The organism is Gammaproteobacteria bacterium (assembly GCA_033344735.1).
Taxonomy (GTDB): domain Bacteria; phylum Pseudomonadota; class Gammaproteobacteria; order UBA4575; family UBA4575; genus UBA1858.
Map to the genome: position 1 here is coordinate 77,384 of JAWPMW010000001.1, position 14,147 is coordinate 91,530.

The following is a 14,147-nucleotide window of genomic DNA, read 5'->3' on the forward strand; positions in this document are numbered from 1 at the left end:
ATGCATTAAGCAGAAAGTACCAAAATGGCTCGGAAAACGCCCATCGAACGATATCGGAATATCGGAATTATGGCGCATATCGATGCTGGCAAGACGACAACGACTGAGCGGATATTATTTTATACCGGTGTTTCTCACAAAATAGGTGAGGTGCATGACGGCGCTGCCGTAATGGATTGGATGGAGCAAGAACAAGAACGCGGCATCACCATTACATCAGCAGCTACGACCTGTTTTTGGACAGGGATGGACCAGCAGTTCGAGCAGCATCGAATTAATATTATCGATACTCCTGGCCACGTAGATTTTACGATTGAAGTAGAAAGATCACTACGTGTACTTGATGGTGCATGTGCTGTCTTTTGTGCGGTAGGTGGAGTGGAACCACAGTCTGAAACGGTCTGGCGTCAGGCAAATAAGTACCACGTTCCACGCATGGCGTTTGTAAATAAGATGGATCGCACTGGTGCGAACTTTCTTAGAGTGATCGAACAGATTCGAGATCGGTTAGGTTCAAATGCAATACCGATGCAGTTGCCGATAGGTGCTGAAGAGAATTTTAAAGGGGTAGTCGACCTGGTACGTATGCAGGCCATATATTGGAATGAGTCTGATATGGGTACTACATACGAGGCTAGAGACGTTCCTGAAGGTGAGTTGCTAGAAGAATGCCAGGAATGGCGGGAGCAACTGCTTGAAGCCACTGCAGAAGCTTCCGAAGAATTAATGGATAAATACCTTGAAGAAGGAGATTTATCCGAAGATGAAATTCATCAGGGAATTCGCATCCGCACACTAGCTGGAGAAATTGTTCCAGCATTTTGTGGGTCTGCTTTTAAGAATAAAGGCGTGCAGGCTATGCTGGATGCAGTTGTGAGATATATGCCGTCGCCATCAGATGTGCCGCCGATAACTGGCATACTTGATGATAAAAATGAAACAGAAGGCACACGAAAGTCTTCTGATAAAGAACCATTTGCAGCGTTAGCGTTTAAAATTGCCACTGATTCATATGTAGGCACGCTAACATTTTTTAGGGTTTACTCCGGTATCATAAAAACTGGGGATACTGTATTTAACCCAATTAAAGGGAAGAAAGAACGCATTGGCCGGTTACTACAAATGCACTCTAATTCTCGCGAAGAAATTAAAGAAGTGTATGCAGGTGATATTGCTGCTGCGGTCGGGCTAAGAGAAGTGACGACAGGAGAGACATTATGTTCTCCTAAAGATGTCATTACCTTGGAACGAATGGAATTTCCGGAACCGGTAATTTCAGTGGCGGTGGAGCCTAGAACAACAGGCGATCAGGAAAAGATGGCGGTGGCTTTGCAGAAGTTGGCGCAAGAAGATCCTTCTTTTAGGGTTAGAACAGACGAAGAGTCTGGCCAGACAATTATTGCCGGGATGGGCGAGTTGCATCTCGATATCATTGTCGATCGCATGAAACGAGAATTTAAAGTGGATGCCAATGTGGGTGCACCACAGGTGGCGTTCAGAGAAACCATCCGTTCTACAGTTGAACATGAGAATAAATTTGTTCGACAGTCAGGTGGGCGTGGTCAGTATGGTCATGTTTGGCTGAAGATAGAGCCACTAGAAGAAGGTGGCGGATTTGAATTTGTTAACGAAATTGTTGGCGGTGTAATTCCTAAGGAATTCATTCCATCAGTGGAGAAAGGCGTTAAAGAGTCATTGGAAAGCGGTGTGGTTGCTGGCTACCCAATGGTCGACATAAAAGTCACGCTATATGAAGGCTCGTTTCATGATGTTGATTCATCAGAAATGGCATTTAAAATAGCCGGCTCGATGTGTTTCAAAGAGGGTAGTCGAGAAGCAAGCCCCGTGTTATTGGAACCCATTATGAAAGTTGAAGTAGTAACGCCAGAAGATTACATGGGCGATGTGGTTGGAGACCTTAATCGTCGCAGAGGGATTGTTAGTGGTATGGATGATGCACCTGCAGGTAAAATCGTTCGCGCTGATGTACCTCTAAAAGAGATGTTCGGGTATGCCACTGATTTACGGTCAGCAACTCAGGGCAGAGCAACATATTCAATGGAATTTGAAAAATATAGTGAAGCACCTTCAGTAGTTGTAGAAGCAGTAACTAAGGGTCACTAGAAAGAGTTTGTTTTTAATTTAATATATAAATATTTAAGAGGTATCGGACGATGTCGAAGGAGAAGTTTGAACGCAATAAGCCCCATGTAAATGTGGGGACCATAGGTCACGTGGATCATGGTAAGACGACGTTAACGGCAGCGTTAACGAAGGTGTCAGCGGAAGCCCAGGGTGGCGAGTTCAAGGACTATGGCGATATCGACAATGCGCCAGAAGAAAGAGAGCGCGGGATCACGATTGCTACCGCCCACGTCGAGTATGAGACAGACAAGCGTCACTATGCTCACGTCGATTGCCCAGGACACGCGGATTATGTGAAGAACATGATTACGGGTGCGGCGCAAATGGACGGCGCGATTTTGGTGTGTTCAGCAGCCGATGGGCCGATGCCACAAACGCGAGAGCACATATTATTGTCACGCCAAGTGGGTGTGCCATACATCGTGGTGTACATGAACAAAGCGGATCAGGTAGATGATGCGGAATTATTAGAGTTAGTTGAGATGGAGATCCGCGATTTACTGTCTAGCTACGACTTTCCAGGGGACGATACGCCAATTGTCACCGGTTCAGCACTGAAAGCGCTTGAAGGTGATACGTCAGACATTGGTGTGCCATCGGTATTAAAGCTATTAGAAGAAATGGATGCTTACATTCCTGAGCCAGAGCGAGCAATTGATGGTGATTATTTAATGCCTGTTGAGGACGTGTTTTCAATTTCAGGTCGTGGCACGGTAGTGACCGGCAGAATCGAACGCGGCATCGTAAAAGTGGGCGAAGAAGTCGAGATTGTGGGAATTAAAGAGACGGCTAAGACAACGTGTACAGGTGTAGAGATGTTCCGTAAGCTGCTTGACGAAGGGCGTGCGGGAGACAATGTGGGAATTTTATTACGCGGCACGAAGCGTGATGAAGTGGAACGTGGGCAAGTGTTATGTAAGCCAGGCAGTATTACCCCTCACACGAAATTTGAAGCAGAAGTCTACATTCTGTCAAAGGATGAAGGCGGAAGACACACACCATTCTTCAATGGTTACCGCCCACAGTTTTACTTCCGAACAACGGATGTAACAGGTGCATGTGAGTTACCGGAAGGTGTCGAGATGGTGATGCCGGGTGATAATGTGAAGATGGAAGTGAGCATGATTGCGCCGATCGCGATGGAAGAAGGCTTACGCTTTGCGATACGCGAAGGTGGCCGTACCGTGGGTGCGGGTGTTGTATCTAAAATTATTGAATAATCCTGGCTAAACAATCCAGGTTAAATAACAAAAGAGTAAATAATGTCAGAAAGTCAGCGTATTCGAATTAGATTAAAGGCGTTTGATCACCGTTTAATTGATCGCTCAGCGAGTGAGATTGTGCAAACAGCAAAACGTACAGGAGCTCGTGTAAAGGGTCCAATCCCTTTGCCTACCAGAAAGGAGAGGTTTACTGTGTTGATCTCCCCTCACGTAGATAAGAACGCTCGAGACCAGTATGAAATTCGCACACACAAGCGGATTATGGATATTGTTGACCCGACAGACAAAACAGTAGATGCCCTAATGAAGCTGGATTTAGCAGCTGGGGTGGATGTTCAGATTAAACTGAATTAATTGTAATATAGCGACCGCCTAGCTTTTATTTGTTACTGAAATAAAAGAATAAATTTTAAAAAAAGCGGTTTCCTATTGCGTTAAATTCTGTAATAATTCGCGGCTTCCTGTGGCCCGGACAAGCATTGCTTGCCCGGGCCACATTCGCGATGCCTTAAAAAAAGCAGAATTAAAGAATATTGCGTAATTTTAGCAATTGAACGAGTAAAACAGAGATTAAATCGATGCCTTTAGGTGTAGTTGGTAAAAAAGTGGGTATGACCCGTGTATTTACAGAAGATGGTGCTTCTGTACCTGTGACTGTGCTTCACGTCGATAGCAATCGAGTAACTCAGTTAAAACAACAAGAAAATGATGGTTATAGTGCAGTTCAGGTCGCTTATGGAGCGCGAAAGCCGTCACGTGTAAATAAAGCGCTGACAGGTCACTTCGCTAAAGCGAGTGTGACATCAGGTGAAGGCATGTATGAATTCCGGCTATCAGACTCTGAAGAGGTTGAATTAGAGTTGGGTGCGCAAATTAGTGCTGATATGTTCGAAGAAGGACAGAAAGTGCAAGTGACTGGTATTTCAAAAGGTAAAGGGTTTGCTGGAACTATCAAACGCCATAACTTCCGTGGTCAAGATGCTACGCATGGCAACTCAATTTCACACCGTGTGCCTGGTTCAACTGGTATGTGTCAAACCCCAGGCCGAGTATTTAAAGGCAAGAAAATGGCGGGTCATATGGGTAGTGAACAAGTCAGTACTAAAAATCTTACAGTTGTAAGAGTAGATACAGATAGAGATTTAATTTTAATTAAGGGTGCTGTCCCTGGTGCTAAAGGCGGTCGAGTAATCGTAAAGCCAATTATAACTGCATAATAATAATCGAATAGAAATATGAAACTTGATGTAACTAACGGTAGCTCAATAAATGTGTCAGATGACACATTTGGCCGTGACTATAATGAGACGCTTGTTCATCAGGCAGTAACTGCATATTTAGCGGGTGCTCGCTCTGGAACAAAAGCTCAAAAAAACCGCTCAGCAGTAAGAGGTGGTGGTGCTAAGCCTTGGAGACAAAAAGGTACTGGTAGAGCGCGTGCCGGAACATCGCGCGGTCCATTATGGCGCAGTGGCGGACAAACATTCGCAGCACAGCCGCGTAGTTATAAGCAAAAAATGAACAAGAAAATGGTGCGCGCAGCTTACGCATCAATATTTTCAGAGTTAATTAGGCTTGAGCGTCTGCATGTTGTTGATGACTTTACTGCCGAAACACCAAAGACTAAAGATATGTTGGCGAGATTAAGCAAAATTGGTGTGAGCTCTGCATATATTATCGTTGGAACTGAAAAGTCAGATGAAAAGCTATATTTATCTGCACGCAATTTACATGATGTTGATGTTGATGAAGCATCAAGTATTGATCCGGTTAGCCTGATTAAATTTGAGCATGTAGTAATTACTGAAGAAGCGCTTAAAGAAGTTGAGGAGTGGTTGAAGTGAGTCAGTCAATCAGCATGGAGCGTCTTACCCAGGTGTTAGTTGCACCGCATGTATCAGAAAAATCTGCATTACTTGCAGACACTGCAAATCAACACGTGTTTAAAGTGCTTCCTAGCGCGAGTAAGCAAGAAATAAAAAGTGCTGTAGAGCAATTATTTCAAGTTAAAGTCGCCTCGGTTCGTGTTGCAAATGTTCAAGGTAAAAATAAACGTTTTGGACGTGTGATGGGTAAACGAAGTGATTGGAAAAAAGCATATGTAAGGCTCGAAACTGGGCACGACATTGATCTAACTGGAATGGAATAAAAATGGCAGTCGTAAAATCAAAACCAACCTCTCCAGGACGTCGATTCCAAGTACGGATCGTCTCAAAAGATCTGCATACTGGTGAGCCGGTTAAAGCATTAGTAGAAAAGAAATCAAAATCTGGTGGTCGTAATAACTTGGGACGCATCACTACACGTCATCGTGGTGGTGGTCATAAGCAACGTTATAGAACAGTAGATTTTAAGCGTAATAAAGATGGTATCCCAGCAATTGTAGAGCGTTTGGAATACGATCCAAATAGGACGGCACACTTAGCATTATTAAAATATGCAGATGGAGAGCGACGGTACATCATTGCTCCTAAAGGTATAAAAGCTAACGACTCAATTATGTCTGGCGCACAGTCACCAATTAAGCCAGGAAATACTCTGCCACTAAGAAGTATTCCGGTAGGTACAGTTGTTCACTGTATAGAGTTAAAGCCAGGAAAAGGCGCGCAAGTTGGTAGAAGCGCAGGTGCTGCTATACAACTTGTAGCAAGAGAAGGTGCGCATGCAACTTTGCGCTTACGTTCGGGTGAAATGCGCAAGGTGTTATCAGATTGTCGTGCAACAATAGGTGAAGTAGGTAATTCTGAGCATAATTTACGTAAATTAGGTAAAGCAGGTGCTAGCAGATGGCGTGGTGTAAAGCCTACTGTTCGTGGTGTTGCTATGAACCCAATTGATCACCCTCATGGTGGTGGTGAGGGAAGAACTTCGGGTGGTAGGCATCCAGTATCACCTTGGGGTATGCCAACTAAAGGCTTTAAGACACGTAAGAACAAGCGTACTGACAATATGATCGTACGTCGTCGCAATAAAAAATAAATAAACTAATTTAAGTAATAACGAGGACATAACGTTGCCAAGATCATTACGAAAAGGCCCTCATATAGATCACCATCTTGCTAAGAAAGTGCAAGTGGCTGTTGAGAATAACGATCGCAAGCCAATTAAAACATGGTCGCGGCGGTCAATGGTTTCACCGGAAATGGTGGGATTAACTATTGCTATCCATAACGGACGTCAACATGTTCCTGTATTGGTTTCAGAAAATATGGTGGGTCATAAGTTAGGTGAATTTGCAGCTACGCGTGTATTTAAAGGGCATTCAGGCGATAAGAAAGTTAAATAGTAAAAAGAAAAAATTACGAGTTAAATTATGGAAGTTTCAGCAAAGTTAAAAGATATCAGTATATCAGCGCAAAAATGTCGTCTGGTTGCTGACCAAATACGTGGCATGGAAGTGAGTCGCGCAGTTGAGCTTTTAGAATTTAGTTCAAAGAAAGCGTCTGGCATTGTTAAGAAGGTTTTAGATTCTGCTATTGCCAATGCCGAGCACAATGAAGGTGCAGATATCGACGAATTAAAAGTAACAAAAATATTTGTTGATGAAGGTCGAACGCAAAAACGCTTTCAGCCTAGAGCTAAAGGACGAGCATGTAAGATTTTAAAGAGAAGCAGTCATCTGACAGTGACTGTTGGTGATAATAGGTAGTCAACGTACTACATATTTAATAATAGACATTAACCGAGTTAATAGATCCGATGGGACAAAAAGTACATCCAACTGGCTTTAGATTAGGTATAGCAACTGACTGGACTTCTAAGTGGTATGCAGAAGGAACAGACTACGCTAAGTTTCTTAATAGCGACTTAGAAATTCGTAAATATCTAAAAGAAAAATTATCACAGGCATCGGTAAGCAGAATCCAAATAGATAGACCAGCACGTGCGGCATTTGTAGTAATTCATACCGCAAGACCTGGAATTGTTATTGGTAAGAAAGGTGAAGACGTCGAAGCATTGCGTAAAGAAATAGCTCGCCGTATGGATCTAAATATCAATAATGTAAAAATCAATATCGAAGAAATTCGCAAGCCAGAAATTGATGCGCAATTAGTATCAGAAAGTGTCGCGCAACAGCTAGAGCGCCGCATTATGTTTAGACGTGCAATGAAGCGCGCTGTTAGTAATGCAATGCGTCTTGGTGCGCTAGGTGTAAAAATTAATGTATCAGGTCGTTTAAACGGTGCTGAAATTGCTCGCACTGAGTGGTATCGCGAAGGTCGAGTACCATTGCATACATTAAGAGCTGATATTGACTATGGCACAGCAGAAGCGGCGACTACTTACGGAATTATAGGTATCAAGACATGGATCTTTAAAGGTGAAGTTTTTGATCTTGAAAGCAAGAACAGTGAAGAACTGCCTGACACTAAACGCGCTAGCGCATAAATAATAAGACCCTAAGAGAAGGATAGAATCGTGTTACAGCCAAAGAAAACCAAATTTCGCAAGCAGCAAAAAGGCCGCAACCGTGGACTTGCGTTAAATGGTAATAAAGTAAGCTTTGGAGATTTTGGTCTTAAAGCTGTTGGTCGTGGTCGTTTAACTGCAAGACAAATAGAAGCAGCACGACGTGCAATGACTAGACACGTTAAGCGTGGTGGAAAAATCTGGATTAGAATTTTTCCGGATGTGCCTGTGACCAAAAAACCTTTGGAAGTAAGACAGGGTAAAGGTAAGGGTAACGTTGAATATTGGGTGGCAAAAATTCAGCCAGGTAAAATGTTATATGAAATGGAAGGTGTGCCCGAAGAATTAGCGCGTGAAGCCTTTAAGTTGGCAGCTGCTAAGTTACCTATTCAAACTCAATTTGTCACAAGGACATTAATGTAATGAAAGCGACAGAATTACGTGCCAAGGGCGAGAGTGAATTAAAAGATGAATTAATTGAGCTGCGTAAAGAGCAGTTTAAGTTACGTATGCAATATTCAATGGGGCAAGCAAGTCGCAACCATGAATTTTCTAGAATTCGTAAAGATATCGCACGCATTAAGACCGTGCTTAATGAGCAAAGCAAAAGCGCGAGCTAGTAAATAGAAGACTATGGAAAAACAAGATAAAAAAATGCGAACAGTTCAAGGCAAAGTTGTTAGCAACAAAATGGATAAATCCATTGTTGTATTAACAGAGCGACGCGTTAAGCATCCTATTTATGGGAAATTCATGAGTAAGTCTTCAAAGATTCATGCACATGATGAAAACAACCAATGCACAATTGGTGATGTTGTCACAATTAAAGAATGCCGACCAATTTCAAAAACCAAGTCGTGGACATTGGTTGAAGTTGTTGTTCCTGGCGTAGCAGGCTAAATAAGGATTAACCATGATACAGATGCAATCTAATCTTGATGTAGCCGACAACAGTGGCGCAAAAAGAATTCAGTGTATAAAAGTTTTAGGTGGTTCGCATCGTCGCTATGCAGGTATCGGTGATGTTATTAAGGTGAGCATCAAAGATGCTATACCACGCGGAAAAGTTAAAAAAGGCGAAGTTTACAATGCGGTTGTTGTAAGAACTGCAAAAGGTGTGCGTCGCCCCGATGGTTCGTTAATACGTTTTGATGGAAATGCGGCGGTATTGCTAAATGCTCAGTTGCAACCAATTGGTACACGTATCTTTGGACCAGTCACAAGAGAACTACGCACAGAAAAATTTATGAAAATAATTTCTCTTGCGCCAGAAGTACTATAAAGACGAAAGTGCAATAAGAATTACAGATATGAATAAGATTAAAAAAGGTGATGAAGTAATAGTGAACGCTGGCAAAGATAAGGGCCGACGTGGAACTGTTACCCAAGTATTGGCTGATGGTCGCATACTTGTTGATGGGATAAATATGGTTAAGAAAGCTCAAAAGCCAAACCCTAATGCAGGCATCACCGGTGGAATAATTGATAAGGAAATGGCAATTGATCGTTCTAATATTATGATGTTCAACCCTGCGACAGGTAAAGGTGATCGTGTGGGAGTTAAAACATTAGAAGATAATACTAAGGTTCGCTATTTCAAATCTAACGGCGAAGTGGTGGATGTATAATGGCTAGATTACAAGCATTTTATAACGACACAGTACGTGCACAGTTAATGGAGCAATTTTCTTACGGCAATGTTATGCAAGTGCCGCATATTGAGAAAATCACACTTAACATGGGATTGGGTGAAGCAACTAAAGATAAAAAAGTTGTTGAGCATGCAGTGTCAGATATGGCGAAGATTTCAGGACAAAAAGCAGTTGTAACTTTGTCACGTAAATCTATTGCTGGCTTTAATATCCGAGATGATTGGCCTATTGGCTGTAAGGTAACCCTACGAAATGTACGTATGTACGAATTTTTAGATCGCCTAATTAATATTGCAATTCCACGTATTCGTGATTTCCGTGGTATCAGTGGAAGAGCCTTTGATGGGCGAGGCAACTACAACATGGGTGTTAAAGAGCAGATCATCTTCCCGGAAATAGATTACGATAAAATTGATGCGATTCGTGGGATGGATATTGCCATCACTACTAGTGCACCAACTGACGCAGAAGCAAAAGCATTGCTGGCTGCGTTTAGTTTTCCTTTTAAGAATTAACTAAGCAAATATAAAGATCAATTGAGGCATTACTAATGGCAAAACAATCCATGGTTCAGCGCGAAAAGAAGCGCACACGTACAGTTGCAAAATATGCAAAAAAACGTGCGGAACTAAAAGCAATTATAAAAAGTGCAACAGCTGACTATGAAGAAAAAGAATTAGCTGCATTGAAATTGCAAAAGCTTCCACGTAACGCCATGCCAGTTAGACAAAGAAACCGTTGCAACATTACAGGTAGACCACATGGGTTTTATCGAAAGTTTGGTCTAGGAAGAAATAAACTGCGTGAAGCAGCTATGCGAGGTGATATCCCTGGCTTAGTTAAGGCAAGTTGGTAAAGGTAATTTATTATGAGTATGAGTGATCCAATTGCAGATATGCTAACGCGCATTAGAAATGGGCAGAGTGCAGACAAAGTCAATGTCAGTATGCCAGATTCAAAGTACAAGCAATCAATTGCAGCTGTGTTAAAAGATGAAGGCTACATCTCGGATTGGAGAGTAGAGGGTGACGGCGTTAAAAAGCAGTTAGTAGTAGACCTAAAATATTACATGGGGAAGCCAGTAATCGAGAAAATCAAAAAGATCAGTCGACCAGGGTTACGTATATACAAAAGCGCTGAAGATCTTCCAAGTGTTATTGGGGGTATGGGAATCGCTATCATTTCAACATCAAAAGGTATGATGACAGACAGCACTGCACGTGAGAATGGGCAAGGTGGCGAAGTTATTTGTACGGTTGAGTAAAAAAAGAATTAGTTATGTCTAGAATCGCAAGTCAACCTGTAGAAGTTCCATCTGGCGTAGAAATTAAAATCGATGGGCAAAATGTACGTGCCAAAGGTGCCAAAGGTGAAATGGTATTAGCTTTGCACCCTGCTGTTAAATTGGTGCAAGAAGATGCCACATTATCAGTGAAAGCAGATGATAAAAGTTCTGTGGCAATGGCAGGCACTATGCGTTCTTTATTAAATAATTTGGTGGTCGGTGTGTCACAAGGTTTTGAGCGTAAGCTTGAGTTGGTTGGTGTTGGTTATCGAGCGCAAGCTAAAGGCAAAGTTTTAAATTTGTCATTAGGTTTTTCACATCCAGTTGAATATGCTGTTCCTGAAGGTATTACCATTGAAACGCCAAGCCAGACAGAAATTTTAGTAAAAGGTTTTGATAAGCAGAAAGTAGGACAGGTAGCAGCAGAATTACGTGCTTACAGACCACCCGAGCCATATAAAGGCAAGGGTGTTAAATATGCTGATGAGCGAATTATTCGCAAAGAAGCCAAGAAAAAATAGATAAGTAGAAATACACAAGTTTAAGTGATTTGAAATAATGGATAAGAAAGCATCAAGAATACGCCGCAGCAAAAAAACACGTTGTAATATACGTGCGCAGGGTGCAGCTCGCCTGTGCGTCTTTAGAACGTCTAAGCATATATATGCTCAGGTGATTGATGATGCAACGGCAAGCGTATTAGCGAGTGGATCATCATTAGATTCAGGTGTGCGTGGTAATGTGAAATACACAGGTAACGTTGAAGCTGCTAAGGCGGTTGGAAAGTTAGTAGCTGAGCGTGCTAAAGATAAGGGAATTACTAAGGTTGCTTTTGATCGTTCTGGCTTTAGGTACCATGGTCGAGTTCAAGCATTAGCAGATGCCGCCAGAGAAGCTGGACTGGATTTTTAACAAGAGAAGCTAGATTGGAATTTAAAGGGTAAATAATGGCCGGACAAGAAGTAACAAATAAAACTGCAGATGGGTTACAAGAAAAGCTTGTTGCAGTTAACCGCGTAGCTAAAGTGGTTAAAGGTGGTCGCCAATTTGGTTTCACTGCATTGACTGTAGTCGGCGATGGTGAAGGTAAAATTGGGTTCGGTTATGGCAAAGCCAAAGAAGTACCAATTGCAATTCAAAAAGCAATGGAAAAAGCACGCCGTAATATGCAAACAGTCCCACTTAAAGATGGCACTTTGTTTTATCCGAAAGTAGGCATACATGGAGCTGCAAAAGTACACATGCAACCAGCATCAGAAGGTACTGGTATTATTGCTGGTGGTGCCATGCGCGCAGTATTTGAAGTGCTAGGTGTACGTAACGTATTAGCAAAATGCATTGGCTCACGAAATCCGATCAATGTAGTAAGAGCAACAATGCAAGGTTTAACAAGCATGCAATCACCTGAGTCCATTGCTTCTAAGCGTGGAAAGTCAGTAGAAGAAATTCTGGGTTAATCAAATGAGTAAACAGTTACAAGTAACGTTGGTTAAGAGTATTCATGGTCGCCTCAAGTCGCATCAAGCGTGCGTGCGTGGTCTTGGTATTCGTAGAATTCATAACCCTGTGACAGTGATCGATACACCTGAAAATCGCGGCATGATTAATAAAATTCAGTATATGCTGAAAGTAGAGGAAATTTAGAATGCGCCTAAATACTATTAAACCGGGTGCAGGAAGCCGCACTAATGCTAAACGTGTAGGACGTGGAATTGGTTCTGGTTTTGGCAAGACTTGTGGGCGTGGGCATAAAGGCCAAAAATCACGTTCAGGTGGATTTCATAAAGTTGGTTTTGAAGGTGGTCAAATGCCATTGCAGCGAAGGCTGCCAAAATTTGGTTTTCGCTCTGCAAAAGCTAAATTGACTGCTGAAGTAAGACTTCATGAATTGTTGTTAACTGATGCTGCTGTTCTTGATATTAAAGCATTGAAAGAAGCTAACATTGTTTCTGAATTCACACAGCGAGTGAAAGTAATCTTGTCTGGTGAAATAAGTGAGCCCGTGCATACACGTGGCTTGATGTTTACAAAAGGCGCGCGTGCTGCAGTAGAAGCCGCGGGCGGAAAAATTGAAGACTAGTAGCTAAGTTATGTCAGCATCCCGCGAAAAAATGGCAGCCCAGCTAGGTGGGATGGGGCAGTTAACAGAATTAAAGCAACGCTTATTGTTTGTATTAATGGCGTTGATTGTTTATCGAATTGGTACCTTTATTCCAACGCCAGGTATTGATCCTGCGGCAATGGCGAGGTTCTTCGAAGAACAGAGTGGCACCATATTAAATATGTTTAATATGTTCTCGGGCGGTGCCTTAGAAAGGTTGAGTATTTTTGCTCTAGGTATTATGCCTTATATTTCTGCATCAATTATTATGCAGTTAATGAGTGCGGTAGTACCGTCACTGAAAGAGCTTAAGAGAGAAGGTGAAGCGGGTCGTCGTAAGATTACTCAATATACACGTTACGGAACGGTCGTATTAGCGACATTCCAAGCAATAGGTGTTGCAATTGCACTACAAAATCAGGGTGTAGCTTTGCACCCAGGACCAAGCTTTGTATTTACAGCGGCGATTAGTTTAGTCACTGGGACCATGTTCTTGATGTGGTTAGGAGAACAAATAACAGAGCGTGGTGTTGGTAATGGGATATCTATTATTATTTTTGCGGGGATTGTAGCTGGGTTGCCAGCGGCCGTCGCAGGAACACTAGAATTGGCACGCACTGGCGAGTTGTCCAGCGGCTTAGTTCTACTATTATTTGTCATGGCTATTGTTGTCACGGCAATTGTTGTTTTCATTGAAAGAGGACAGCGCAGAATTACAGTGAATTATGCTAAGCGTCAGCAGGGTCGTAAGATGTATGCCGCGCAGTCTAGTCACTTACCATTGAAGCTCAATATGTCGGGTGTTATCCCGCCTATTTTTGCTTCTAGTATTATTTTGTTCCCGGCAACATTAGGACAGTGGGCGGGGAATGTAGAAGGATTAGGATGGTTGCAGGATATTTCGGCAACCTTGGCACCAGGGCAACCTCTGTATGTGACTTTTTATGCCTTGGCGATAATTTTCTTCTGTTTCTTCTACACAGCGATCGTCTTTGATTCGCGTGAGACAGCAGATAATTTGAAGCGCTCCGGCGCATTTATTCCTGGAATAAGACCAGGTGAGCAGAGTGCTCGTTATATTGATTCTGTGCTTACACGTTTAACTGCGGTAGGTGCGATCTACATAACGTTAGTGTGTTTGATGCCAGAATTCTTAATACTTAAATGGAATGTACCATTTTACTTTGGTGGTACATCTTTATTAATCATTGTTGTAGTGGTGATGGATTTCATAGCGCAAGTTCAGTCGCATTTGATGTCTCATCAGTATGAAGGATTAATGAAGAAGGCTAATTTGAAAGGTGGCCGCGCAGGCCAGTTACGTTAACAAT

24 protein-coding genes are annotated in these 14,147 nt (G+C 42.4%); all 24 read left to right on the forward strand.

All coding sequences use genetic code 11. The annotated features are described in order from the left end of the window. Positions 1 to 24 precede the first annotated feature (24 nt). The 24 genes from fusA to secY all read left to right on the forward strand — a co-directional run bounded on the left by fusA (position 25) and on the right by secY (position 14,143). On the forward strand, positions 25 to 2,124 hold the full coding sequence (gene fusA, locus R8G33_00405) for an elongation factor G (protein ID MDW3094110.1): 2,100 nt from the start codon (positions 25 to 27) through the stop codon (positions 2,122 to 2,124). A gap of 50 nt (positions 2,125 to 2,174) precedes the next feature. Continuing rightward, positions 2,175 to 3,365 carry an elongation factor Tu gene (gene tuf / locus R8G33_00410; protein MDW3094111.1) on the forward strand — a complete coding sequence of 397 codons (1,191 nt, stop codon included), beginning with the start codon at positions 2,175 to 2,177 and terminating at the stop codon, positions 3,363 to 3,365. A 42-nt stretch (positions 3,366 to 3,407) separates the two neighbouring features. Next, positions 3,408 to 3,722, forward strand: a complete 315-nt coding sequence (rpsJ, locus tag R8G33_00415; GenBank protein ID MDW3094112.1) for a 30S ribosomal protein S10 — start codon at positions 3,408 to 3,410, stop codon at positions 3,720 to 3,722. Between the two features lie 224 nt (positions 3,723 to 3,946). Next, positions 3,947 to 4,585 (forward strand): 50S ribosomal protein L3, encoded by a 639-nt coding sequence (gene rplC / locus R8G33_00420; protein MDW3094113.1) that lies wholly within the window; start codon positions 3,947 to 3,949, stop codon positions 4,583 to 4,585. Between the two features lie 18 nt (positions 4,586 to 4,603). Continuing rightward, the gene (gene rplD / locus R8G33_00425) at positions 4,604 to 5,212 is read left to right on the forward strand and encodes a 50S ribosomal protein L4 (GenBank protein MDW3094114.1); all 609 of its coding nucleotides are present in this window, start codon (positions 4,604 to 4,606) and stop codon (positions 5,210 to 5,212) included. An 8-nt stretch (positions 5,213 to 5,220) separates the two neighbouring features. Then, positions 5,221 to 5,517, forward strand: a complete 297-nt coding sequence (gene rplW / locus R8G33_00430) for a 50S ribosomal protein L23 (protein ID MDW3094115.1) — start codon at positions 5,221 to 5,223, stop codon at positions 5,515 to 5,517. Between the two features lie 2 nt (positions 5,518 to 5,519). Continuing rightward, positions 5,520 to 6,347 (forward strand): 50S ribosomal protein L2, encoded by an 828-nt coding sequence (rplB, locus tag R8G33_00435; protein MDW3094116.1) that lies wholly within the window; start codon positions 5,520 to 5,522, stop codon positions 6,345 to 6,347. A gap of 34 nt (positions 6,348 to 6,381) precedes the next feature. Then, positions 6,382 to 6,654 (forward strand): 30S ribosomal protein S19, encoded by a 273-nt coding sequence (gene rpsS / locus R8G33_00440; protein MDW3094117.1) that lies wholly within the window; start codon positions 6,382 to 6,384, stop codon positions 6,652 to 6,654. Between the two features lie 27 nt (positions 6,655 to 6,681). Then, positions 6,682 to 7,017, forward strand: coding sequence for a 50S ribosomal protein L22 (gene rplV, locus R8G33_00445; protein ID MDW3094118.1), 336 nt, complete (start codon positions 6,682 to 6,684; stop codon positions 7,015 to 7,017). Between the two features lie 50 nt (positions 7,018 to 7,067). Further along, a complete protein-coding gene (gene rpsC, locus R8G33_00450; GenBank protein MDW3094119.1) occupies positions 7,068 to 7,757 on the forward strand; it encodes a 30S ribosomal protein S3 in 690 nt (229 codons plus the stop codon). A gap of 30 nt (positions 7,758 to 7,787) precedes the next feature. Beyond that, the gene (gene rplP, locus R8G33_00455) at positions 7,788 to 8,201 is read left to right on the forward strand and encodes a 50S ribosomal protein L16 (protein ID MDW3094120.1); all 414 of its coding nucleotides are present in this window, start codon (positions 7,788 to 7,790) and stop codon (positions 8,199 to 8,201) included. Further along, a complete protein-coding gene (rpmC, locus tag R8G33_00460; GenBank protein MDW3094121.1) occupies positions 8,201 to 8,398 on the forward strand; it encodes a 50S ribosomal protein L29 in 198 nt (65 codons plus the stop codon). The genes rplP and rpmC overlap by 1 nt, the downstream gene beginning before the upstream one ends. A gap of 13 nt (positions 8,399 to 8,411) precedes the next feature. Next, positions 8,412 to 8,678, forward strand: coding sequence for a 30S ribosomal protein S17 (gene rpsQ / locus R8G33_00465; GenBank protein ID MDW3094122.1), 267 nt, complete (start codon positions 8,412 to 8,414; stop codon positions 8,676 to 8,678). Positions 8,679 to 8,691: 13 nt separating this feature from the next. Continuing rightward, the gene (gene rplN, locus R8G33_00470; GenBank protein MDW3094123.1) at positions 8,692 to 9,060 is read left to right on the forward strand and encodes a 50S ribosomal protein L14; all 369 of its coding nucleotides are present in this window, start codon (positions 8,692 to 8,694) and stop codon (positions 9,058 to 9,060) included. Between the two features lie 28 nt (positions 9,061 to 9,088). Beyond that, the gene (gene rplX, locus R8G33_00475) at positions 9,089 to 9,406 is read left to right on the forward strand and encodes a 50S ribosomal protein L24 (protein MDW3094124.1); all 318 of its coding nucleotides are present in this window, start codon (positions 9,089 to 9,091) and stop codon (positions 9,404 to 9,406) included. Beyond that, positions 9,406 to 9,945 (forward strand): 50S ribosomal protein L5, encoded by a 540-nt coding sequence (gene rplE, locus R8G33_00480; protein ID MDW3094125.1) that lies wholly within the window; start codon positions 9,406 to 9,408, stop codon positions 9,943 to 9,945. The genes rplX and rplE overlap by 1 nt, the downstream gene beginning before the upstream one ends. A gap of 35 nt (positions 9,946 to 9,980) precedes the next feature. Further along, on the forward strand, positions 9,981 to 10,286 hold the full coding sequence (rpsN, locus tag R8G33_00485) for a 30S ribosomal protein S14 (GenBank protein ID MDW3094126.1): 306 nt from the start codon (positions 9,981 to 9,983) through the stop codon (positions 10,284 to 10,286). Between the two features lie 12 nt (positions 10,287 to 10,298). Continuing rightward, positions 10,299 to 10,694, forward strand: coding sequence for a 30S ribosomal protein S8 (gene rpsH / locus R8G33_00490; protein ID MDW3094127.1), 396 nt, complete (start codon positions 10,299 to 10,301; stop codon positions 10,692 to 10,694). Positions 10,695 to 10,708: 14 nt separating this feature from the next. Beyond that, positions 10,709 to 11,236: a 50S ribosomal protein L6 gene (gene rplF / locus R8G33_00495; GenBank protein MDW3094128.1), complete on the forward strand. Its 528-nt coding sequence runs from the start codon at positions 10,709 to 10,711 to the stop codon at positions 11,234 to 11,236. A 37-nt stretch (positions 11,237 to 11,273) separates the two neighbouring features. Next, positions 11,274 to 11,627 carry a 50S ribosomal protein L18 gene (gene rplR / locus R8G33_00500; protein ID MDW3094129.1) on the forward strand — a complete coding sequence of 118 codons (354 nt, stop codon included), beginning with the start codon at positions 11,274 to 11,276 and terminating at the stop codon, positions 11,625 to 11,627. Positions 11,628 to 11,662: 35 nt separating this feature from the next. Beyond that, on the forward strand, positions 11,663 to 12,172 hold the full coding sequence (rpsE, locus tag R8G33_00505; GenBank protein MDW3094130.1) for a 30S ribosomal protein S5: 510 nt from the start codon (positions 11,663 to 11,665) through the stop codon (positions 12,170 to 12,172). A gap of 4 nt (positions 12,173 to 12,176) precedes the next feature. Further along, positions 12,177 to 12,359 (forward strand): 50S ribosomal protein L30, encoded by a 183-nt coding sequence (rpmD, locus tag R8G33_00510; GenBank protein ID MDW3094131.1) that lies wholly within the window; start codon positions 12,177 to 12,179, stop codon positions 12,357 to 12,359. A gap of 1 nt (position 12,360) precedes the next feature. After that, on the forward strand, positions 12,361 to 12,795 hold the full coding sequence (rplO, locus tag R8G33_00515; protein ID MDW3094132.1) for a 50S ribosomal protein L15: 435 nt from the start codon (positions 12,361 to 12,363) through the stop codon (positions 12,793 to 12,795). Positions 12,796 to 12,826: 31 nt separating this feature from the next. Next, complete coding sequence (gene secY, locus R8G33_00520) at positions 12,827 to 14,143, forward strand: preprotein translocase subunit SecY (GenBank protein ID MDW3094133.1); 1,317 nt, start codon at positions 12,827 to 12,829, stop codon at positions 14,141 to 14,143. Positions 14,144 to 14,147: the final 4 nt, after the last annotated feature.